Annotated in this window: 17 protein-coding genes; 15 read left to right on the top strand and 2 right to left on the bottom strand. The window is 64.0% G+C overall.

The window, feature by feature from the left end:
• The first annotated feature begins 388 nt into the window (after positions 1-388).
• The 4 genes from P7F60_RS02730 to P7F60_RS02715 all read left to right on the top strand — a co-directional run bounded on the left by P7F60_RS02730 (position 389) and on the right by P7F60_RS02715 (position 7922).
• Positions 389-2182 carry an acyl-CoA dehydrogenase C-terminal domain-containing protein gene (locus tag P7F60_RS02730; RefSeq protein ID WP_277916160.1) on the top strand — a complete coding sequence of 598 codons (1794 nt, stop codon included), beginning with the start codon at positions 389-391 and terminating at the stop codon, positions 2180-2182.
• A gap of 110 nt (positions 2183-2292) precedes the next feature.
• Positions 2293-3501, top strand: a complete 1209-nt coding sequence (locus P7F60_RS02725; RefSeq protein ID WP_277916159.1) for an acetyl-CoA C-acetyltransferase — start codon at positions 2293-2295, stop codon at positions 3499-3501.
• A 14-nt stretch (positions 3502-3515) separates the two neighbouring features.
• Positions 3516-5732 carry a 3-hydroxyacyl-CoA dehydrogenase NAD-binding domain-containing protein gene (locus tag P7F60_RS02720; protein WP_277916158.1) on the top strand — a complete coding sequence of 739 codons (2217 nt, stop codon included), beginning with the start codon at positions 3516-3518 and terminating at the stop codon, positions 5730-5732.
• A 228-nt stretch (positions 5733-5960) separates the two neighbouring features.
• Positions 5961-7922, top strand: a complete 1962-nt coding sequence (locus P7F60_RS02715) for a DEAD/DEAH box helicase (protein ID WP_277916157.1) — start codon at positions 5961-5963, stop codon at positions 7920-7922.
• Between the two features lie 126 nt (positions 7923-8048).
• On the opposite strand, the gene P7F60_RS02710 is transcribed toward P7F60_RS02715, so the two are convergent.
• Together P7F60_RS02710 and P7F60_RS02705 are read right to left on the bottom strand one after the other, a co-directional pair.
• Positions 8049-9242, bottom strand: a complete 1194-nt coding sequence (locus P7F60_RS02710; RefSeq protein ID WP_277916156.1) for a PAS domain-containing sensor histidine kinase — start codon at positions 9240-9242, stop codon at positions 8049-8051.
• 178 nt (positions 9243-9420) lie between these two features.
• The gene (locus tag P7F60_RS02705; protein WP_277916155.1) at positions 9421-12927 is read right to left on the bottom strand and encodes a PAS domain-containing hybrid sensor histidine kinase/response regulator; all 3507 of its coding nucleotides are present in this window, start codon (positions 12925-12927) and stop codon (positions 9421-9423) included.
• A 184-nt stretch (positions 12928-13111) separates the two neighbouring features.
• Between P7F60_RS02705 and mscL the strand changes: the two genes are divergently transcribed.
• The 11 genes from mscL (at position 13112) to P7F60_RS02650 (ending at position 23200) form a co-directional block, all read left to right on the top strand.
• Positions 13112-13543 carry a large conductance mechanosensitive channel protein MscL gene (gene mscL, locus P7F60_RS02700; RefSeq protein ID WP_277916154.1) on the top strand — a complete coding sequence of 144 codons (432 nt, stop codon included), beginning with the start codon at positions 13112-13114 and terminating at the stop codon, positions 13541-13543.
• A gap of 105 nt (positions 13544-13648) precedes the next feature.
• Positions 13649-14815 carry a pyridoxal phosphate-dependent aminotransferase gene (locus tag P7F60_RS02695; protein WP_277916153.1) on the top strand — a complete coding sequence of 389 codons (1167 nt, stop codon included), beginning with the start codon at positions 13649-13651 and terminating at the stop codon, positions 14813-14815.
• A 203-nt stretch (positions 14816-15018) separates the two neighbouring features.
• Entirely contained in the window at positions 15019-16053 is a 1035-nt protein-coding gene (gene galE, locus P7F60_RS02690) for a UDP-glucose 4-epimerase GalE (protein WP_277916152.1), read from the top strand.
• Positions 16054-16190: 137 nt separating this feature from the next.
• Positions 16191-16961, top strand: a complete 771-nt coding sequence (gene rfbF / locus P7F60_RS02685) for a glucose-1-phosphate cytidylyltransferase (protein WP_277916151.1) — start codon at positions 16191-16193, stop codon at positions 16959-16961.
• A gap of 2 nt (positions 16962-16963) precedes the next feature.
• Entirely contained in the window at positions 16964-18043 is a 1080-nt protein-coding gene (gene rfbG / locus P7F60_RS02680) for a CDP-glucose 4,6-dehydratase (RefSeq protein ID WP_277916150.1), read from the top strand.
• On the top strand, positions 18040-18603 hold the full coding sequence (locus tag P7F60_RS02675) for a dTDP-4-dehydrorhamnose 3,5-epimerase family protein (protein ID WP_277916149.1): 564 nt from the start codon (positions 18040-18042) through the stop codon (positions 18601-18603). Before rfbG ends, P7F60_RS02675 begins: the two co-directional genes overlap by 4 nt.
• Positions 18600-19829: a class I SAM-dependent methyltransferase gene (locus P7F60_RS02670; RefSeq protein WP_277916148.1), complete on the top strand. Its 1230-nt coding sequence runs from the start codon at positions 18600-18602 to the stop codon at positions 19827-19829. Before P7F60_RS02675 ends, P7F60_RS02670 begins: the two co-directional genes overlap by 4 nt.
• Positions 19778-19939: a hypothetical protein gene (locus tag P7F60_RS02665; RefSeq protein ID WP_277916147.1), complete on the top strand. Its 162-nt coding sequence runs from the start codon at positions 19778-19780 to the stop codon at positions 19937-19939. Before P7F60_RS02670 ends, P7F60_RS02665 begins: the two co-directional genes overlap by 52 nt.
• 146 nt (positions 19940-20085) lie before the next feature.
• Positions 20086-21243: a hypothetical protein gene (locus P7F60_RS02660; RefSeq protein ID WP_277916146.1), complete on the top strand. Its 1158-nt coding sequence runs from the start codon at positions 20086-20088 to the stop codon at positions 21241-21243.
• Positions 21240-22394, top strand: a complete 1155-nt coding sequence (locus tag P7F60_RS02655) for a DegT/DnrJ/EryC1/StrS family aminotransferase (protein WP_277916145.1) — start codon at positions 21240-21242, stop codon at positions 22392-22394. The genes P7F60_RS02660 and P7F60_RS02655 overlap by 4 nt, the downstream gene beginning before the upstream one ends.
• 41 nt (positions 22395-22435) lie before the next feature.
• Positions 22436-23200: a CmcI family methyltransferase gene (locus P7F60_RS02650; protein WP_277916144.1), complete on the top strand. Its 765-nt coding sequence runs from the start codon at positions 22436-22438 to the stop codon at positions 23198-23200.
• Positions 23201-23255: the final 55 nt, after the last annotated feature.

Raw genomic sequence — 23255 nt, 5'->3', positions numbered from 1 at the left:
TGGTGCCTGGGGCCTTGGGTCGTCTGGGGTCATGCGGGACGAAGGAACGATTGCGGCGCGCCTTCATGCAAAGAATGCCGGCAGTCCACGAAACGCATCACGGAAGAAGATTGCGGAGCCACCACACCCTGGTCCGCACAATCGGCGAAATATGGTAAACAGTCGGTTAACGTCGCTCCAAAATCTTAATCATTTCCGCCGCCGGGCGCCGTATGCGACTTCGCGGGCGGTACTCTGGCCGGAAATGGAGCAAGCGATTAACTCTCTGCCAATATACTGGGCTTGTATGCTGGACGACGGATTGCAAGCCCGCCGAACAGACCAACTCTTAAGCGGTCAGCCTGCTTCGAAGCTTGCGTCGCGTGCGTTGCTCAAGGGAGGAAAGACGATGCCGATCTACAAGGCCCCGGTGGAAGACACGCTTTTCGTGCTCGACGAGGTGCTGCAGCTTGCCCGCTACAACAACCTGCCCGGTTTTTCCGAGGCGACGCCCGACATGGTCGAGGCGATCCTCACCGAGGCCGGCCGGGTTTCCGAGGAGGTGCTGCTGCCGGTCAATGCGACAGGCGATGCCGAAGGCTGCATCCGTCATGAGGACGGCTCGGTGACGACGCCGAACGGTTTTCGGCAGGCCTATGCCGCCTATCGCGACGGCGGCTGGATCGGGCTCGCCATTCCCGAGGAATTCGGCGGGCAGGGCCTGCCCTATACGCTGCATTGCGCCGTCGGCGCCTTCACCTCGGCCGCCAACATGGCGCTGATGATGTATCCCGGCCTGACGCAAGGGGCGATCGCCGCGCTCGTCGTTCATGGCAGCGAGGAGCAGAAGGCGACATGGCTGCCCAACATGGTCTCCGGTCTGTGGTCCGGCACCATGAACCTGACCGAACCCCATTGCGGCACCGATCTCGGCCTGTTGCGCACCAAGGCCGTGCCGCAAGGTGATGGCAGCTATAAAATCACCGGCCAGAAGATCTTCATCTCCGCTGGCGAGCACGACCTGACGGAAAATATCGTGCATCTGGTGCTCGCCCGCATCGAGGGCGCGCCCGAGGGAACCAAGGGCCTGTCGCTGTTCCTCGTGCCGAAATTCCTGCTGAACGCGGACGGCACGCTCGGCGCACGCAATGCCGTTTCCTGCGGCGCCATCGAGCACAAGATGGGCATCCACGGCAACGCCACCTGCGTCATCAACCATGACGGCGCCACCGGCTATCTGGTGGGCGAAGCCAATCGCGGCCTCAACGCCATGTTCGTGATGATGAACGAGGCGCGCCTGTCGGTCGGTTTGCAGGGCATGGCGATTGCCGACATCGCCTATCAGAATGCCGCCCATTATGCCCGCGAGCGCCTGCAGGGCCGTTCGCTCACCGGCGTCAAGGCGGCCGACAAGCCGGCCGATCCGATCATCGTCCATCCCGACGTGCGCCGCACGCTGATGACCATCCGCGCCTTCACCGAGGCCGGCCGCGCCTTCCTGCTGTGGACCGCGCTGAAATCCGACATCGCCCATCGCTCGCCGGATGCCGCCGAGCGGCAGGCGGCGGATGACATTTTGGGCCTCGTCACCCCGATCCTCAAAGGCGTGATGACCGACAAGGGTTTCGACCACGCCGTGATGGCGCAGCAGATCTTCGGCGGCCATGGCTATATCGAGGAAAACGGTATGAGCCAGTTCGTGCGCGATGCCCGCATCGCCATGATCTACGAGGGCGCCAACGGCATCCAGGCGCTCGATCTCGTCGGCCGCAAGCTGGGCCAGAACGGCGGCCGGGCGATCATGGCGCTGTTCAGGGAGATCGGCGATTTCTGCGAGGCGCACCGCGCCGACGAGGCGATGAGCTTCTACACCAAGAGCCTCAAGAAGGGCCTGAACGACGCGCAGGCCGCGACCATGTGGTTCATGCAGCATGCCATCGCCAAGCCCGACAATGCCGGCGCCGGCTCCACCGATTACTTGCACCTGCTCGGCCTCGTCGCGCTCGGCTACATGTGGGGGCAGATGGCGAAGGCCGCGTTCGACGGGCTCGCCAAGGGCGGCGGCGACCAGGATTTCTACCGCAACAAGCTCGTCACCGCCCGGTTCTTCATGGAGCGCATCCTGCCGGAAACGGCGCTACGCAAGGCGCGCATCGAAACCGGCGCCGAAACAATGATGGCGCTCTCCGCCGAAGCCTTTTGAACTATAATTCTTTTTGCGGCGCGGGAGGGTTCCGGTGCCGCAATCCGTGGTTATAGTACGGGCTGATTTGGGAAGGGGCGCTAGCCAGGCGCCCGAGGAGACGACAGACCATGACCGACGTTTTCATCTACGATCACGTGCGAACCCCGCGCGGTCGCGGCAAGAAGGACGGCGCGCTGCACGAGGTGCCGACGCCGCGCCTTGCCGCCCGCGTGCTCGAAGCCTTGCGCGAGCGCAACGGCCTCGACACGGCGCGCCTCGACGACATCATCTTCGGCTGCGTCGATCCGGTCTATGAAGCGGGCGCGGTCATTCCGCGCGCGGCCGCCTTCGAGGCCGGCTATTCCTTCCGCGCGCCCGGCATGCAGATCTCGCGTTTCTGCGCTTCCGGCCTCGATGCCGTGAACATCGGCGCGGCCAAGATCGCGCAAGGGGCCGACGACCTGATCATCGCCGGCGGCGTCGAATCCATGTCACGCATCGGGCTGGGGGCTGCCGGCGGCGCCTGGTTCATGGATCCCTCCGTCAGCTTCCCGTCCTATTTCATGCTGCAGGGCGTCTCCGCCGACCTGATCGCCACCAAATACGGCTTCTCCCGCGAGGATGTCGACGCCTATGCGGTGGAAAGCCAGAAGCGCGCGGCGCATGCCTGGGACAACGGTTATTTCGACCGTTCGGTCATTCCGGTGAAGGACCAGAACGGCCTCGTGCTGCTGGCGCGCGACGAGCATATGCGCCCTGAAACCGACATGCAGGCGCTCGCCGCCCTCAATCCTTCCTTCCAGATGCCGGGCGAAATGGGTGGCTTCGAAGCCGTCGCCATCGACGCGCATCCCGATGTCGAGCGCATCACTTACGTCCACCACGCCGGCAACTCCTCCGGCATCGTCGATGGCTCCGGCGCCGTGCTCATCGGCTCCAAGGCCGGTGGCGACATTTTGGGCATGAAACCGCGCGCAAAAATCCGGGCGTTTGCCAATATCGGCTCCGATCCGGCGCTGATGCTGACCGGCCCGGTCGACGTCACCGAAAAGCTCTTGAAGCGCTCCGGCTTCAAGCTCTCCGACATCGATCTCTTCGAACTCAACGAGGCCTTCGCCGCCGTCGTGCTGCGCTATATGCAGGCCTTCGACATTCCTGCGGATAAAATCAACGTCAATGGCGGCGCCATCGCCATGGGCCATCCGCTCGGCGCCACCGGCGCGATGATCCTCGGCACGGTGCTGGACGAGCTGGAGCGGCGCGATCTCAAGACCGCGCTGGTCTCGCTCTGCATCGGCGCCGGCATGGGCACCGCCACGATCATCGAACGCGTCTGAGGGGAGGGACGATCATGGCCTACAAGAATTTCACGATCGAAACCGATGCCGACGGCATCGCCCTCGTCACCTGGGACATGCCCGGCAAATCGATGAACGTCGTCACCGAGGAGGTGATGGACGAGATCGACGCCATTGTCGACCAGGTGGTCGGAGATAGCGCGATCAAGGGCGCGGTCATCACCTCGGGCAAGAACTCCTTCTCCGGCGGTGCCGATCTCTCGATGATCAAGAGCATCTTCACGCTGGCCGAAGAGGAAAAGGCCCGCGATCCCGAAAACGCCATGCAGCGCATCTTCGATGTCGCCGGGCGCATGACCTGGCTGTGGCGCAAGCTGGAAACCTGCGGCAAGCCCTGGGTTTCGGCGATCAACGGCACCTGCATGGGCGGCGCGTTCGAACTGTCCTTGGCCTGCCATGCCCGCGTCGTCTCCAATGCGAAATCGGTCAAGCTAGCGCTGCCCGAGGTCAAGGTCGGTGTCTTCCCAGGTGCCGGCGGCACCCAGCGCGTGCCGCGCCTGACCAATGCGCAGGACGCCCTGCAGATGATGACCACCGGCCAGACGCTGACGCCGGCGCGCGCCAAGGCCATGGGCCTGGTGCATCAGGTGGTCGAGCCGGCCGAGCTGGTTCCTGCCGCCAAGCAGATGATCAAGGACGGGCTGAAGCCCATCGCCCCCTGGGACGAGAAGGGCTTCAAGCTGCCGGGCGGCGGCATCTGGACGCCGCAGTCGGCGCAGCTCTGGCCGGCCGCCGCCGGCATCATGCGTCGCGAGACCCATGGCAATTATCCGGCCGCGCTCGCCATCCTGAAATGCGTCTATGAAGGCCTGCAATTGCCCTTCGACGCCGGTCTTAGGGTCGAGCAGCGTTATTTCACCGAGATACTGCAGACCACCGAAGCCTTCTCGATGATCCGCTCGCTGTTCATCTCCATGCAGGAGCTGGGCAAGGGCGCCCGCCGCCCGGCCGGCATCGAAAAGACGGTGCTGAAGAAGGTCGGCATCGTCGGCGCCGGCTTCATGGGCGCCTCCATCGGCTATGTCTCCGCCGCCGCCGGCATCGAGGTGGTGCTGGTCGACCGCGACATCGAAGCCGCCAACAAGGGCAAGGGCGTTTCGGAAAAGCTGGTGGCGGACGCCATCGGTAAGGGCCGGATGACCAAGGACGACGGCGACAAGCTGCTGGCGCGCATTACGCCTGCCGCCGATTACGAGGGCCTGCGCGATGTCGGCCTCGTCATCGAGGCGGTGTTCGAGGACCGCGCGGTGAAGAAGGCGGTGATCGAGGCGGTGGAAGCCGTGCTGCCGCCGGATGCCATCCTCGCCTCCAACACCTCCACCCTGCCGATCAGCGGCCTCGCCACCTATGCCAAGCGGCCGAAGCAGTTCATCGGCGTGCATTTCTTCTCGCCCGTCGACAAGATGATGCTGACCGAAATGATCCTCGGCGAGGAAACCGGCGATAAGGCACTGGCCGCCGCGCTCGATTTCGTCGCCGCGATCCGGAAGACGCCGATCGTCGTCAACGACACGCGCGGCTTCTATGTCAACCGCTGCGTCTTCCGCTACATCAACGAAGGCTACGACATGCTGATCGACGGCGTGCCGGCGGCGATGATCGAGAATGTCGCAAAAATGATCGGCATGCCGGTCGGGCCGCTGTCGCTCAACGACGAGATCGCCATCGACCTCAGCCAGAAGATCATGAAGGCCCAGCTTGCCGATCTCGGCCCCGGCCCCGGCTCCGTCGATCCGCGCCATATGGAGCTCAACGACCGCATGGTCGACGGCCTCGACCGGCGCGGCCGCAAGAACGGCAAGGGTTTTTACGACTATCCTCCGAAGCCGGCGAAAAAGTCGCTCTGGCCGGGCTTGAAGGATTTTTACCCGCAGAAAAAGGCCGACGACGTCGATATCGAGGAAATGAAGCAGCGCTTCCTCGTCACCATCGCGCTGGAAGCGGCGCGCACGGTGGATGAAGGCATCGTCATCGATCCGCGTGAGGCCGATGTCGGCTCCATCCTCGGCTTCGGTTTCGCACCCTATACCGGCGGCACGCTGTCCTACATCGACGGCATGGGGGCCGCGACATTCGTCGCGCTCTGCGACCGGCTGGCGGCGAAGTTCGGCGAACGTTTTGCCGTGCCGCCGCTGTTGCGCGAAATGGCCGAAAAGGGCGAGACCTTTTATGGCCGTTTCGACCCCTATGCGAAGAAAGCGGCGGCCTGATCGATTGACATTGCACATGCGGGCCGGTGCCCGCATGTGCCCCTCGCATGGCTGCCCGGCGTGGCCGCCATGGCTATGAGCGCATTGATCGCTCGACATTTTCACCGTTTCGCGTTATGAGCCGCGCCAAAGAGGGCCCGCGACCATCGTTGGCCGCGGCGATCCTGCGCCTCATCGGGCCATCGAGGCCCTTGGCGTGGACGAACCGAAATCCGAAAGACGAGACTTATGACAGATATCGAGGGCATCGTTCCTGCGATCGCACGGGCGTTGGAAAAACGCGGCTACACGGAATTGACGCCGGTCCAGAAGGCGATCGTATCAAGCGAACTCGGCGAGCAGGACGCGCTCGTTTCCGCCCAGACCGGCTCCGGCAAGACCGTGGCCTTCGGCCTGGCGCTGGCGCCGACGCTGCTGCGCGGCGAGGAACGCTTCGGCCCGGCCGCCACGCCGCTCGCCATGGTCATCGCGCCGACGCGCGAACTGGCGCTGCAGGTCAAGCGCGAGCTGGAATGGCTCTATGAATTTGCCGGCGCCACCGTCGTTTCCTGCGTCGGCGGCATGAACATGTCGACCGAGCGCCGCGCGCTGGATCGCGGCGCCCATATCGTCGTCGGCACGCCGGGGCGCCTGTGCGACCATATCCGCCGTGGCTCGCTCGACATGGACGACCTGCGCGCCGTCGTGCTCGACGAGGCCGACGAGATGCTCGACCTCGGTTTCCGCGAGGATCTGGAATTCATCCTCGAAGCCGCGCCGGAAGACCGCCGCACCCTGATGTTCTCGGCCACCGTGCCGAAGGCGATCGCCAAGCTGGCCGAAAGCTATCAGCGCAACGCCGTGCGCGTCGAGACCACGGCCGCCAAGGAACAGCATGTCGATATCGAATATCGCGCTTTGGTCATGGCCCCGTCCGACCGGGAAAACGCCATCATCAACGTGCTGCGTTTCTATGAAGCCAAGAACGCCATCGTCTTCTGCTCGACGCGCGCCGCCGTCAATCACCTGACGGCGCGGCTCGGCAATCGCGGCTTCTCGGTCGTGGCGCTGTCGGGCGAACTCAGCCAGAACGAGCGCACCCATGCGCTGCAGGCGATGCGCGACGGTCGCGCCCGGGTCTGCATCGCCACCGACGTCGCCGCGCGCGGCATCGACCTGCCCAATCTCGAACTGGTCATCCATGCCGACCTGCCGACCAATCCGGACACGCTGCTGCACCGTTCGGGCCGCACCGGCCGCGCCGGCCGCAAGGGCGTCAGCGCGCTCATCGTGCCGATGCCGGCGCGCCGCCGCGCCGAGCGCCTGCTGCAGACCGCCAACATCGCCGCCGCCTGGGATCGCCCGCCATCCGCCGACGAGGTGACCACGCGCGACGGCGAACGGCTGCTGGCCGATCCGTCGCTGTCGGAAACCGTGGGCGAGGACGAAAAGGCCTTCGTCGCCAAGCTTCTGGAACAGTGCAGCGCCGAGCAGGTGGCCGCCGCCTTCGTGCGGCTGTATCTCGCCGGCCGTTCCGCGCCGGAAGAGCTGATCGAGATCAGCCTCGACGCCAAGCGCAGCCCGCGCACCGACCGCGACAACCCCAATGCCGGCTTCAAGGGTTCCGACGAGCCGCGTCGCGGCCGCGAGGATTTCGGCGCCAGCGTCTGGTTCTCGCTGTCGATCGGCCGCAAGCAGAATGCCGAGCCGCGCTGGCTGATCCCGATGCTGTGCCGCTCCGGCAACCTCACCAAGCGCGACATCGGCGCGATCCGCATCCAGCCGCAGGAAACCCATGTGGAGCTGTCGGCCGACAGCGCTGAGGCGTTCCTGGGCTCGATCGGCCCGAACCGCACCATCGAAAAGGGCATCCGCGTTGCCCAGCTCGACGGCGCCCCGGAAGCCGACAATCGCGGCGAGCGCAAGCCCTATGGCAAGCCGGCCGGCGGCAACTGGGACGGCGATCGCAAGCCTCCCTTCAAGGGCAAGGGCAAACCCGCCTTCGGCAATCGCGACGAGCGTCGTGGCGAGAAGAACTGGGCCGAGAAAAGCTGGGGCGACAAGCCGAAGTTCGACAAGCCTAAATTCGATAAGCCCAAGTTTGACAAGCCGAAGTCGGACAAGCCCTGGGCCGGCAAGCCGAAGCCGGACGACGCCGCCCCCGGCGTGAAAAAGGCGAAGAAAAAGAACGCCAAGAACCGCGAGGAATAGGGCTCAGAGCATTTCCAGGAAAAGTGTGAAACGGTTTTCCGTCCGGAAATGCGAAGAAACAGGGAAAGAGCATTTCCAGGAAAAGTGTGAAACGGTTTTCCGTCCGGAAATGCTTGAGCGTGAAAATCAGTGCCCGGCGGCATCGTCGGGCATCAGCTTTCCCGTGAGGTAATAGGCGATGCCGTCGGGTTCGTAGACGCAGCTTGCGGACCCGGAAAAATAGCCGGCGACGATCTGCTCGGAAAGCCGGCTGCCGAAGCCGCGCCGGGTGGGGCTGGCAAGCCCGGGCACGCCGGTTTCCTTCCAGGCGAAGGAAAAATCATCGCCGTTCACACGCCATGAGATTGCCACCCGTCCATCGGGGTGATGCAGCGCGCCATATTTCGTGGCATTGGTCGCCAGTTCGTGCAGCGCCAGCGACAGGCCGAGGGATTGCTGGGCATTGAGCGCGACTTCCGGCCCGTCGAGATCGAAACGCTCGGCGGTCCGATAAGGCGACAGCGCCGCGTCGATCAATTGCCGCAGCCGGGCATGGGAGCCGCCTTCGCTGGTCAGCAGATCCTGCGCCCGGCCGAAGGCGGAAAGCCGCGCCGAGACGCTTTCCAGTGCGGCTTCCGTGGAGGTCGCACCGCGAATGCTCTGCGAAACGATGGCCTGGACGATGGCCAGCAAATTCTTGATGCGGTGGACCAGTTCGTGGCGCAGGACCTTCTGCTCGGCCTCCGCCGCCTTTTGCGCGGCAAGCGCGATGCGGGCGTTCTCGACCTCGCCCTCCAGCGAGCGGTTGGCCTCGTCCATGCGCCGGCGCAATATCACCGCATCGGTGGTTTCGGTGACGACGTCGAGGAAACCGGCGATCCGACCGTCATCGTCACGCACCGGGCTGTAGGAAAACGTCCAGAAGGTCTGCTCTTCGAAGCCATTGCGGGTCATGGTCAGCGGCAGATCTTCGCGCCATACGGTTTCGCCCGAAAGAGCTGCCTGCACCATCGGTAGAATGTCGTCGAAGACGTCGTGCCAGGTTTCATATAGCGGCCTGCCGAGAGAGGTGTTGGCGCGCTTGCCCAGGATCGGCGCAAAGCTGCAATTGAAGATCGTCGTCAATTCCGGCCCGTACCACAGCGCCATCGGCTGGGCGCTGGTCATCATCATGGCGACAAGGCTGCGCAGCGCCGGGCTCCATGTGGAAAGGGGGCCGAGCGGCGTCGCCGACCAGTCGAATTCGGCGATCCGGCGCCCGCATTCGCCGCTGGCGCGCAAGGCTTCCTCGAAGGTTTGCACGTTCCGTTCGATTCCGTCCCAGGCATTTCGTGTGATCAAGGCGGCATCCCAAGCAAATCGGCGGCAATTAAAACCGGTAGGATATATAGAGCATTCCCAGGAAAAGTGCGAAGCGGTTTTCTGGTGGGCAAGGCATGGAGGCAAATCGGCGGGACAAGATCGGTCCGACACGGCGATTCATTCATGTTAGCGGATATGTCCGCGCAGTCCGGTGGGACTATTCCGCGGCGGCACTGCGAAGCCCCGCCATCTGGGTCAGATAGGCGCGCAGCGCCGCCGGACGCGCCGGCTTGTTTTGCAGGGCGATGGCGTTGCGTTCGGCCTCGGCGCGCACTTCCTGGCTGCGGTCGGCGGTCAGGAGCAGCGCCGGCAGGTCGGCGCGCACCTCTCGCCGTAGCGCCAGGATCGCCTCGATGCCGGTGCCCTTGTCGAGATGGTAGTCGGCGATGACCAGATCGATGCGCGCCGGCGTGGCCAGGCGCGCCAATGCTTTTTCCAGCGAGGTCGCCGTCTCCACCCGGCATCCCCAGCCGGAAATCAGCACCCGCATGCCTTCGAGGATGCGCTCCTCATTATCGATGCAGAGAACGTTCAGGCCGGCGAGCGTCGGCAGCGCGGTGTCGGGCAGGAGCGGTGCTGCGGCCGGGCTCGCGGCCGGCATGGCGCGGTCGAGCGGCAGGGTCACGCGAAAATCTGTGCCGCGCCCGAGCTGCGAGCGCACCTCGACGCCGTGGTTGAGCACGCGGGCGATACGGTCGACGATGGAAAGGCCGAGGCCGAGGCCGGAGGCGGTGCGCGCGCCCTCGTCCAGCCGGGCGAACTCCTTGAAGATGGTGCGGAATTTCGAGGAGGGAATGCCGATGCCGGAATCCATCACCTGGATGACCACCTTGCCGCCGCGGCGCCGGGCGCCGACCAGAACCTTGCCGCTGATCGTGTATTTGATGGCGTTGGACACCAGGTTCTGGATCAGCCGGCGCAACAGCGCCGGGTCGGAACGCACGCTGAGGTTCGTCGGCATGATCACCAGCTTCAGCTTTTTTTCGCGGGCGATGGGCGCGAAATCGGTCTCGATGCGCGACAGCAGGTCACGCAGCGGGACGCTGGCGAGGCGCGGCTTCATCGCGCCGGTATCGAGCCGCGAGATGTCGAGCACGGCGCCGAGAATGGTCTCGACCGATTCAAGGGCCGAATCGATGTTGCGCACCAGCGCGGCATTGTTTTCCGCCTGCCCGAGGCGCTCCACCAGCGCCGAGGAATAGAGCCGGGCGGCATTGAGCGGCTGCAGGATATCATGGCCGGCGGCGGCGAAGAAACGCGTCTTGCCGATATTGGCCTCGTCGGCGCTGGCGCGCGCCTCGGCAAGCGCGTGGTTGACGCGGGTCAGCTCGGCGGTGCGTTCGGCGACGCGCTGTTCGAGGGTTTCGTTGGCCTGTTTCAGCGCCCGGTCGGCGGCGACGCGCTGGGTGATGTCGGTGAAGGTGGCGACGATGCCCCGGTCGGGCATGGCGTTGGAGCGCACCTCGATAATGGTGCGGCCTTCGCCGAGCACCAGCGGGAAGGGCTTGTCGAAGGTCAGGAAGCTGGCGATGATCTCGTCCTGCTCGCCGGGCGGAATATCGCCATGGCCGGAGAGGATGGCGACGATATCGGCCAGCGGAAACCCTACCTGACCCACATGTTCGGGCAGATCGAGCAGGCTGCGGAAACGCCGGTTCCAGATGGTCAGCCGGTGGGAACTGTCGAAGACGGCGATGCCCTGGTCCATCTGCGACAGGGCCGTCTGCAGCATGTCCTGATTGTATTGCAGGGCTTCGCTGGCTTGGTCGAGCAGCCAGGCAGTGTCGGAGGAGGCGTCCTCGACCTTCTGCAGGATCAGCGAGATGACAAGGCGGGCCGAGGAGGAGCCGATGGCGCTGCCCAGCAGCTGTTCGGAAAAGTGGATCAGCGCCATGTCGGCCGGCTGGCCGTCGTCCAGGCGCTTGCCAATCGAGCGCTCATAGCTGCCGAAGGAACGCTGCATGCGCTCCTCGCCGAGGTAGCGGGCGATCGTGGTCTTCAGGTCGCCGACGCCGACGCGAGTCTTCCAGCCGCGCGTGGCGAATTGCGAGCGCAGGTGGCGCTTGACGAAGATGCCGGACTGGATACGCTCGACCGGTTTCGGATTGCGGGTCAGCGAGGCGATGACGAAAGCCAAGCAGTTGACCAGCAGGCTGAGGAAGACGGCATTGACGAGCGGATCGGCATCCGGCGCGGTGAACATCGTCGTGCCCGGCAGCAGGAAACCGAGCACGGCGCCGGCGACATGCGAATAATCCGGCCCGCCGAGGCTCGGCAGGAACAGCAGGTAAGCCCAGACGACGAATCCGCTAACGAGGCCGGCAATTGCGCCACGCGCATTGGCGCGACGCCAGACCAGCCCGCCGAACAGCGGCGGCGCCAGTTGCGCGATGGCCGCGAAGGCGAGCAGGCCGATGGAGGCGAGGCCGACGCCGGAATCGGTGGAGCGATAATAGGCGTAGCCCAGCAGCATCACCGCAAAGATCGCCGTGCGGCGTATGCGCAGCAGCGATCGGCCGAAATCCTGCCGCTGCGCCCCGCCGGCGAGATTGCGACGCAGGAAGAAGGGCATGACGAGGTCGTTGGAGACCATGATCGCCAGCGCCACCGATTCGACGATCACCATGGCGGTGGCGGCGGAAAAGCCGCCGATGAAGGTGATCAGCGACACCAGTTCCTTGGAGTGCGCCAGCGGCAGGGAGAGCACATACATGTCGGCATCGCCGCTGCCGCCGAAGGCGAGCACGCCGCCGATGGCGACCGGCAGCACGAAGATGTTGATGGCGACGAGATAGAGCGGCAGCATCCAGCCGGCCAGCTTCAACTCGCCGGCGGTTCGGTTTTCCACCACCGTCACATGGAACTGGCGCGGCAGCATGACGATGGCGAAGGCGGAAAGCACGATCAACGTGATCCAGCGGCTGACGGGTGTCTCATAGGCGAGCGCATCCATCGCCATCGCATTGGCGGAGGCCGCTTCCCACAGATACGCCGGCCCCTGATAGAGAAAGAACAGCACATAGATGCCGACCGTGCCGAAGGCGACCAGCTTGACCAGCGATTCGGCGGCGATGGCGAAGATCAGCCCGTCCTGGTGCTCGGTGGCGTCGGTGTGGCGGGTGCCGAACATGATGGCGAAGCAGGCAAGCACCAGGGTCACGATCAACGGCAGGTCGACGAAATAGAGATTGCCGCTGCCGATGCCGTAATCGGAGGGGTTGACCATGGCCGAGACGGAATTCGACACGGCCTTCAGTTGCAGGGCGATATAGGGGATGGTGCCGATCAGGCAGATCAGCGCCACGATGGCGGCGACCGAAGAATTCTTGCCGTAGCGCGCGGCGATGAAATCGGCGACCGAGGTCAGCTTTTCCGCCTTGGCGAGCTCGATGATGCGCTTGAGAAACGGCATTCCGAGCGTGAAGATCAGGATCGGGCCGATATAGATGGCGGCGAATTCCAATCCGTGCGAGGCGGCAAGGCCGACGCCGCCGAAATAGGTCCAGGAGGTGCAGTAGATCGCAAGGCTGAGCGCATAGACGATCGGGCGACCGTTGCGCGGCTCGCCCTGGACGCGGTGCATGCGGTCGCCGAAGCTGGCAATGCAGAACAGCAGCATCAGATAGCCGATCGCCGACGCGAAAATGACCCAGCCTGGCACCATTGCCTTCGCTCTCCCTCAGGCCACGCAGAATAGGCCAAAGCGGCCGGCTTGAACATGCGCACGCGCCTAAACCTTAAGTCCAACGGCATGCTTTCGGCGCCACCCGTCTTGCATTGCATCACGCCGGCAAATATGGCTAGTTGTATTCGATGGTTCGCAACCTAAGGGAACGGGGGCTCTCCTCATGCTCAATGAATTCAAAGAGTTTATCGCCCGCGGCAATGTCATGGACCTTGCCGTCGGCGTCATCATCGGTGCTGCCTTCAATAAGATCGTCGATTCGGTTGTCAACGACCTGGTGATGCCGGTGGTCGGCGCGCTGACCGGCGGCGGTTTCGACTTTTCCAACTATTTCATTCCGCTGAGCTCGGCGGTCACCTCGCCGGCGCTGGCGGAAGCCCGCAAGCAGGGCGCCGTCCTTGCCTACGGCAATTTCATCACCATCCTCATCAATTTCCTCATCCTCGCCTGGATCATCTTCCTGATGGTCAAGGGCATCAACCGGATGCGCGCCTCGATGGAGAAGAAGAAGGATGCCGAGCCCGCCGCCCCGCCGCCGGTCGATATCCTGCTCCTCACCGAGATCCGCGATCTGCTGAAGACCCGTCAGCCCTAAGGCTTTCCGAGGGGAACCATCAGCGGATGAAATGTTTCCCTCAGCGATTGTCATAAGATCCGTTTGCCGTCTTCGGCTATGAAGACGGCAAACGGAGATTTTGTCATGTCCATCCTCGCCAGTCTCAGCCCGCGTTCCGTCGCCGCTCCCGAAAGCGGCATCGTTGAAGTCGTCAATTATGCCCGTGGCCGCGATGGCCTGATCCCGCTCTGGGTCGGCGAGGGTGACCTGCCGACGCCCGATTTCATCAACCGCCCGGCGGCAGAAGCGCTCATGGCCGGCGAGACCTTCTACACCTGGCAGCGCGGCATTCCCGAACTGCGCCAGGCGCTCGCCGACTATTACGCCCGCCATTTCGGCACGATGCTGCCGGCCGAGCATTTCTATGTCACCGGCTCGGGCATGCAGTCGATCCAGCTCGCCGTGCAGGCCCTGACCGCGCCCGGCGACGAGATGATCTATCTGACGCCGGCCTGGCCGAACATCGCCGCAGCACTCGATATCGCCGGCGCCCGCTCGGTCGGCTTCCAGCTCGATTTCCGCGACGGCACCTGGTCGCTGGATCTGGAGCGGTTGGAAAAGGCGATCACGCCGAAGACCAAAGGCCTGTTCGTCAACACGCCCTCCAACCCAACCGGCTGGACGGCGACGCGGGCCGATCTCGAAGCCATCCTGGCGCTCGCCCGCCGCCACGGTCTCTGGATCATGGCGGATGAAATCTATGCCCGTTATTTCTACGTGGGCGAGCGCGCCCCGTCCTTCCTCGACGTCATGGACCCGCAGGACCGGGTCATCTTCGTGAATTCCTTCTCGAAGAACTGGTCGATGACCGGCTGGCGCGTCGGCTGGATCGTCGCGCCGCCGGCCATGGGCCAGGTGCTGGAAAACCTGATCCAGTATTCGACCTCGGGCGTGGCGCAGTTCATGCAGCGCGGCGCGGTGGCGGCGCTGAACGAAGGCGATGCTTTCGTGCAGGCCAATATCGACAAGGCGCGTTTGGCCCGCAACATCCTCTGCGACGCGCTGATCGCCACCAACCGGGTCGAGACGCTGAAACCCGACGGCGCGCTCTATGCCTTCCTGAAGATCGACGGCGTCACCGACAGCCGCGCGAGCGCCCTCGACATCGTCGACAAGACCGGCGTCGGTCTGGCGCCTGGAACCGCCTTCGGCGCCGGCGGCGAATTGTTCATGCGCGCCTGCTTCCTGCGCGATCCGGCCCTGATCACGGAAGCGGCCGGCCGGCTGGCGGACTATATCCGCAAGCGTTGAGCCAAGACGATGGGGCAGGCCCTTGGCCTGTCCCGGGCCGCTTTCGGGCGGATCGATAAAATTCGAACGATCCGCGCAATCCTTCATCGACCACCTTCGCAATCAAACCGGCGCGCGGGCCGCGACCCCGCGCCAAAATAACCAATTCGGAAAGAAAACAGCGCTTTGATCCTTCCCAAGAAGACTGAACAGGGAAAAAGATCATGGCAGTGCTGGTTACAGGCGGTGCGGGCTATATCGGCAGCCACATGGTATGGGCGTTGCTGGATGCCGGCGAGGATGTCGTCGTCCTAGACGCGCTGACGACGGGTTTCCGCTGGGCGGTGGCGCCGGGTGCGCGCTTCTATCTCGGCGATGTCGGCGACCCCGCGATGCTGGCGCAGGTTTTCAGCGAGAACCGCATCGAGGCGATCGTGCATTTCGCCGGCTCCGCCGTGGTGCCGGACTCGGTCGCCCGGCCGCTCGATTATTACGACAACAACACCGGCAAGACCCGCATCCTGCTTTCGGCGGCGATCGAGGCCGGAATCCGCAACATCGTGTTCTCCTCGACGGCAGCCGTCTACGGCACGCAGGAAAGCGCAGCCCCGGTCAGGGAAGGCGCGGTGCTGAGCCCGGAAAGCCCCTACGGGCTCTCCAAGCTGATGTCGGAACTGATGCTGCGCGATGCGGCCAATGCCCATGGCCTGAGCTATGTGGCGCTGCGTTATTTCAATGTCGCCGGCGCCGATCCCGAAGGGCGCACCGGCCAGTCGACGCCCGGCGCCACCCATCTCATCAAGGTCGCGTGCGAGGCGGCGCTCGGCCGTCGCGCCAAGGTGGATGTCTATGGCACCGATTATCCGACGCCGGACGGCACCGGCGTGCGTGACTATGTCCATGTCACGGACCTCGTCGGCGCGCATATGAAGGCGCTCGATTATCTTAGGCACGGCGGCGAGCCGCTGGTCGCCAATTGCGGCTATGGCTCGGGCTATTCGGTCTTGGAGATCCTCGACACGGTGATGGAAGTCCGTGGATGGCGGTTCAAGGTCAACTTCGCGCCGCGCCGTCCGGGCGATCCGGCCTGCGTGGTTGCCGATGCGACGCTGGCGCGCGAAACGCTCGGCTGGGCGCCGCGCCATGGCGATCTTGCCGATATCGTGCGCACCGCGCTGGCCTGGGAGGAGCATCTTCTGCAGGATCGCAGCTACGATATCGATGCCATCCAGCAGCGGCTGGTCTCGGCGCGATTCTGAATTTTGCACCAGTTTGACGTCAGCTTCGACCGCTAGTGTCGGTCCCGGAATGAACTGGGGCCGGGTATGTGCATGAACAGGTGGGTGAAGGGCAGGGAATGCCGCGGCAGAACAGGCCTTGAGACAGAGGTGGCGGCATGAAGGCGGTCATCCTGGCGGGCGGCCTCGGCACGCGGCTTTCGGAAGAAACCCATCTCAAGCCGAAGCCGATGGTGGAGATCGGCGGCCGGCCGATCCTCTGGCATATCATGAAGCTGTATCACGGCCACGGCATTCGGGATTTCATCATCTGCTGCGGCTGGCGCGGCTATGTCATCAAGGAATACTTCGCCAATTACGGCCTGCACACGTCGGACATGACCTTCGACCTGGCGCAGAACCGCATGCAGTTCCATCGCAAGAGCGCCGAGGACTGGCGAGTGACACTGGTCGATACCGGCGAGCACTCGCTGACCGGCGGTCGCCTGAAGCGCGTCGCCTCCTATCTCAAGGACGAGGAAGCCTTCTGCTTCACCTATGGCGACGGCGTCAGCAATGTCGATATCGCCGATACCATCCGTTTCCATCGCGCGCACGGCAAGCTGGCGACCGTCACCGCCGTGCGTCCGCCCGCCCGTTTCGGGGCGCTGAAGCTTGATGGCACTGCGGTCAGAGGTTTTGTGGAGAAGCCGGAAGGCGAGGGCGGTTTCATCAATGGCGGCTTCTTCGTGCTGTCGCCGAAGGTCATCTCGCGCATCCCCGATGATCTCAGCTCCTGGGAAGGCGCGCCGCTAACCGATCTCGCCGCCGATGGCGAGCTGCACGCCTATTTCCACGAAGGCTTCTGGCAGCCGATGGATACGCTGCGCGACAAGAACCAGCTCGAAGCGCTCTGGGAAAGCGGCAACCCGCCCTGGAAGAACTGGTGATCATGGCCGATACCACTTTCTGGAAAAACAAGCGCGTTCTCCTGACCGGCCATACTGGCTTCAAGGGGAGCTGGCTGGCTTTGTGGCTGACGCGTCTTGGCGCCACTGTCAGCGGCCTGTCGCTGCCGACGCCCACTCAGCCTTCGTTGCATGCGCTTCTGGGAGAGGCGGCCAGCGACCCGGGCGGCATCGCCGATATCCGCGATCGTCTTGCCGTACAGGCCCGCGTCACCGCCGCCCGGCCCGAAATCGTCTTCCATCTCGCCGCCCAGCCGCTGGTCCGCGCCGGCTATCGTGATCCGGCCGCCACTTTCGAGATCAATGTGCAGGGCACGGCCAACCTGCTTGAAAGCCTGCGCATCGCCCCTGATATCCGCTCCATCGTCGTCGTCACCACCGACAAGGTCTACGAGAACCCGGAAACGGCCCGTCCTTTCGTCGAGACCGATCCGCTGGGCGGCCACGATCCCTACAGCGCCAGCAAGGCGGCGGCGGAGATCGTCACCGCCAGCTATCGCTCCTCCTTCTTTGCCGCCCGCCACATCGGCCTTGCCACCGCCCGCGCCGGCAATGTTATCGGCGGTGGCGACTGGGCCGAGGACCGGCTGATCCCGGATGCCATCCGCGCCTGGGGCAGCGACGGCGTACTGCAGGTGCGCCGCCCTCAGGCGGTGCGTCCCTGGCAGCATGTGCTGGAGCCGCTGCATGGCTACATGCTGCTGGCCGAACGGCTGTGGCATGCGCCGGATGCCTGCACCGCCGTCAATTTCGGCCCCGACCATGCGGCGGCTGCCAGCGTCGGCACCGTACTCGACAAGGCGAAGGTATCCTTCGGCGGCGGCGAGATGCTGCTCGGCGACGGCAGCGAAGGCCCGCACGAGGCCGGCTACCTGATGCTCGACAGCAGCCTTGCGACACGCACCCTCGGTTACGCTCCCCGCTGGGGCCTGGACGAAACCGTCAGCCGCACCATCGCCTGGTACAGGGCGCAGCAGGCCGGCAGCACCGCCCTTGATCTCTGCCTTGCCGATATCGCCGCCTATGAGGCAAGCCTGCAAATGCCGCGGAAGGTGGCGGTATGAGCGGACGCTTCACGCTTCTGGAAACGCCGATGGCCGGCCTGCATCTGGTCGAGCGCCTGCGCCTCGGCGACGAGCGCGGTTTCCTGACCCGCCTGTTCTGCGCCGAGGAACTGGCCGATCTCGGCTTCGACGGCCCGGTCGCGCAGATCAACGAAACCGGCACCGATATCGCCGGCACCGTGCGCGGCATGCATTACCAGTTGCCGCCCTTTGCCGAGATCAAGCTGGTCACCTGCGTCGCCGGTGCGGTGCTCGATGTCGCCATCGACCTGCGCCGCGGCTCGCCGTCCTTCCTGCAGCATTTCGCCACCGAGCTTTCGGCCGACAATACCCGCTCGCTGCTGATCCCGCGCGGCTTCGCCCATGGTTTCCAGACGCTGACCTCGGGCGTGCGCATGGTCTATGCGCATTCCTCGCCCTATCGCGCCGAGTCCGAGGCGGGTCTGAACGCGCAGGACCCGGCGCTTAGGATCGACTGGCCCCTGCCGCCCGTCAATCTTTCGGCCCGCGATCAGAGCCATCCGTTCCTCACCAGCGAATTTTCCGGGGTTGCCGCATGAAATGCCGCCATTGCGGGTGCCAGTCCATGGCGCCCTTTCTCGATCTGGGCACGGCGCCGCCATCGAATTCCTATGTCTCGACCGCGGGGCTTGCCGGCCCGGAACTGTGGTATCCTCTCGTCATCCGCGTCTGCACGCAATGCCTGCTCGTCCAGACGGAAGATTTCGCTGCGCGCGAAACCTTCTTCTCGGAAAGCTATGCCTATTTCAGCTCCTTCTCGACCTCCTGGCTGAACCATGCCAAGGCCTATGTCGAAGCAATGATCGCCCGCTTCGACATAGGCCCGCAATCGCATGTGGTGGAGGTCGCCTCCAATGACGGCTATCTGCTGCAATATGTGAAGGCAGCCGGCATCGCCTGCCTCGGCATCGAGCCGACGAAAAGCACCGCCGATGCGGCGCGCGAAAAGGGCATCGCGGTCATCGAGGAATTCTTCGGCGAGGCGCTGGCCGCAAAGCTGGTGGCCGAAGGCCATGCCGCTGACCTCACCGCCGCCAACAATGTGCTGGCCCATGTGCCCGACATCAACGATTTCGTGCGCGGTTTCGCGACGCTCCTGAAACCGGAAGGCGTCTCGACTTTCGAATTCCCCCATCTGATGAACATGGTGGCGGAATCTCAGTTCGACACCGCTTACCATGAGCACTATTCCTACCTGTCGCTGACTGCTGTCGACCGCATCTTCACCGCCAACGGCTTGCGCGTCTTCGATGTCGAGACGACGCCTTGGCATGGCGGCAGCCTGCGGGTCTTCGCCTGCCGGGCGGACAGAGCCACGCATCCGATGCAGCCGAGCGTGTCTGCCTTGCTGCAAAGGGAAGCGGAAGCGGGGCTACGCGATCTCGCCACCTATGCCGCCTTCCAGACGCAGGCCGAGCGGGTACGCAACGATTTCACTACCTTCCTGATCGATTGCCAACGGCAGGGAATGAAAGTCATTGCTTACGGAGCAGCGGCAAAGGGCAATACGTTGTTGAACTATGCGGGCATCAAACCCGACCTTCTGTCCTTCGTGGTCGACAAGAATCCCGCCAAGCAGGGGCAGTTTTTGCCAGGCAGCCGCATTCCCATCGTTTCGGAAGAGGCGCTGAAAGAGCAAAGGCCGGAAAGGGTGGTTATCCTGCCATGGAATCTACAAAACGAAATAATGACGCAGCTTTCGTATATCAGAGATTGGGGTGGGACGTTTGTGACGGCGGTTCCGCGGCTGACGATCCATCCCTGATCCCCGACGACATCATCGCCACGCTCGATCCGATCAACGACAACGGCCCCGATACGGCCGTCGCCGTGCTGAAGGATGTCGCCATGGCGATGAAGGCGAAAACCGTCTGAAGCGGCGGCATGTCGTCCCTGCGCGGGGGCGGCCAGCAAAGCTTCACGCCAGTTTGAACGCTTAAACTCGTTCGAAAGAGCAAGGACCGTCGACGGCCACGAGGCCGGAGGCTGAGAAGACCGATCACGAGGATCCGAGGCCGGATATGACGAAACTCTCCATCTGCATTCCTGTTGAAGCGGGCAAGTCGGCGCCGGTTCGACTGGCGACCGAACTGCTGGGCAATCCGGAGGCGGATCTGGAAATCATCGTTGCATTCTGCGGCGACGATTGCCGCGACGCCGATGCGCTCTATGCGATGGCCGAGCACGAGCCGCGCCTGATGATCCTGCCGACCGCGCCCGCCGACATTTCCCCCTGCCATCACTGGCTGGGAACCGTCGCCGCCATGCGCGGCGAGTGGGTGACCGTGATCCGCCCCGACGATGCGATCGAGCCTGATATCGCCGAATTCATCGCCCATGCCGAGGAAACCGTGCCGGGCATGGATGCCTTCGCCTGGAACAGCTTCCAGATCGATGCCGGCGCGCGCCGCGATATCGAGGCTAGCGTCGCCCTTCCCATGCAGCACCACATCCGCGAAATCGAAAAAGACGACCTGATCGTCAAGGGTTTCAAGTGGGCGGACAGCAGCAACGTTCCCAACATGGCCTTCGGCGTCTACCACGCCGCCATCAGCCGGACGCTTCTGGAAACCGTGCTCGCCAATTCCGGCGAACTGAGCTGGCAGACGCCGCTGCCGCAATATGAATGGGCCGCGCGCGTACTGATCTATGCGCAAAAATTCGGCTTCTCCTCGCGGCCGCTCTCGGCCGTCGATGCGCATCGCTACATGCCCGGCCCGGTGACACCTGTCATGCCCGACTTCCCCTTCCACGCCGGTATCGGCCTGACGGCCGGCATTGCCGAAATCCATGCCCGCGTGCTGCGCGATCTTGGTATCGACTGGGAGAATTTCGGCGAGAACTTCCTGCGCGCCTGCATGATCGACTGCCTGCTCGAAAACCGCGAAGATGCATTCGAGGCGATGGCGCAGCAATATTACGCCGCGATCCAGAAGATGGAAGGCGGCCGCCTCGCCGGCGCTTTCCGCCCACCCTACATGGCCGAGCCGGAAGCGGATCTGCGGCGCGGGCGTCGCGGGATGCTGCTGTTCGTCAACCGCTTCATCGGCGGGGCGGTCACGGCGGCGGAATTCTTCGCCATGGTGCGTCACATGATCGCGCCGATCAGCATCGTCCGCGACACGCCCGAGGAACTGATCGAGGACAAGGACCGCCAGCGCATGATGGCTTCGGCATGACCACCCGCATTCTCTATACAAAGCCGTCGATCACCGAGCTCGAAACCGGCTATGCCACGGATGCCGCGGCAAATGGTTGGGGCGAGAAGTGCTACGATTATATCGTCCGTTTCGAGGCGATGTTCCGCGAGCATCTCGGCAGCCGTTTCGCCATCGCGACATCGAGCTGCACCGGCGCCCTGCATATGGGGCTGGCGGCGCTCGGCATCGGCCCCGGCGACGAGGTGATCCTTGCCGATACAAACTGGGTCGCGACGGTCTCGCCGATCGTGCATCTCGGCGCGACGCCGGTGCCTGTCGATATCGATCCGGAAAGCTGGTGCATCGATCCGGCCGCTGCCGCGCGCGCCATCACGCCGCGCACCCGCGCCATCGTCGTCACCCATATCTACGGCAATCTCGCCAATATGGATGCGCTGCTGGCGCTCGGCGAGCAGACGGGCATTCCGGTCGTCGAGGACAGCGCCGAAGCGATCGGCTCGATCTGGCATGGCCGCCGCGCCGGTTCGATGGGCATTTTCGGCGCCTTTTCCTTCCACGGCACCAAGACGCTGACAACCGGTGAAGGCGGCATGTTCGTCACCAGCGACGAAGAGCTGTTCGAGCGGGTGCTGACGCTTAGCAATCACGGCCGCGCCCGCAACCAGAAAAAGCAGTTCTGGCCGGATCTGGTCGGCTTCAAATACAAGATGTCGAATATCCAGGCCGCCATCGGCTGCGCCCAGATGGAGCGTATCGAGGAACTGACGGCCCGCAAGCGCGAGATTTTCGCCCAGTATCGCCACGAACTGGCGGGCCTGCCGGGCATATCGATGAATCCGGAGGCCGAAGGCACCGTCAACGGCGCCTGGATGCCGACTGTCGTCTTCGACGCCGACACCGGCGTCACCCGCGAGCAGATGCAGGAGGCTTTCGCTGCCGCCAATATCGATGCGCGCGTTTTCTTCCACCCACTCTCCAGCCTGCCGATGTTCACGCCGCAACGGGAAAACGTCCACGCCTGGAGCATCCCCGGCCGCGCCATCAACCTGCCGAGCTACCACGACATGAGCGAGGACGACACCAGGCGCGTCTGCGCCGTGATCCGGGATCTGGCAGCCAGGGCCGAGAGGAACGTCTTTTCCCCCACGGACATCCGGGCGCGCGGTTGAACGTTCGCACACCGATTTTCGACAACAAGGTTTACCCATCGATGACCGTCAAGGACGACCGCCAGGAATTCGAAGCCCGCAAGGAAAGGATGAGCCTCGCGCTCGGTCAGGACAAGGATATCTTCGTCCAGGCACGCGACACGATCCTGGCGCTGGACAAATACGACTATCCCTATCTTTGGTCATGGATGGGCGTGCCGATCATCCAGTTTCCCGCCGATATCATGGCGACGCAGGAAGTGGTCTGGAAGACCAGGCCGGATGTCATCATCGAAACCGGCGTGGCCCGCGGTGGCTCCATGATCTTCATGGCGTCGCTGCTGGCGGCGATGGGCAATGAAAAAGCCAAGGTCATCGGTGTCGACATCGATATCCGCGCGCATAATCGCGACTCCATCGAAACGCATCCGCTCGCCAAGTGGATCACGCTGATCGAAGGCGGGTCCGTCGACGACGAGACGCTGGCAAAGGTGCGCGCGGAAATTCCCGAGGGAGCGAAGGTGATGGTCATCCTCGATAGCGATCATTCCCACAAGCACGTGCTTGCCGAATGCCGCGCCTATGGTCCGATGGTCACCGAGGGCTGCTATCTCGTCGTGGCCGACACCGCCGTCGGCTACCTGCCGGAAGGCCTGTCGTTGGCAAATCGCTCCAGGGCCTGGACAAAGGGCGACGAGCCCTTGGCCGCCTTGACCGATTACCTCAAGGAGGAAACCGCCTTCGAGGTCGACCCGGTGTTGAACGGAAAGCTGGTTCTATCCTCTTCGCCAAACGGCTATTGTGTCAGGAAGCCCTCCGCCGCCTGATCGACCCGCTGTTCTTCATTTATGGAGAAGCCTTCCGGCGTCAGGCCGGAAGGCT

It is taken from the genome of Rhizobium sp. YJ-22 (assembly GCF_029601685.1).
Lineage (GTDB): Bacteria > Pseudomonadota > Alphaproteobacteria > Rhizobiales > Rhizobiaceae > Metarhizobium.
Note: the sequence above shows the minus strand (reverse complement) of the source record. Positions and strands in the feature narration are given on the sequence as shown.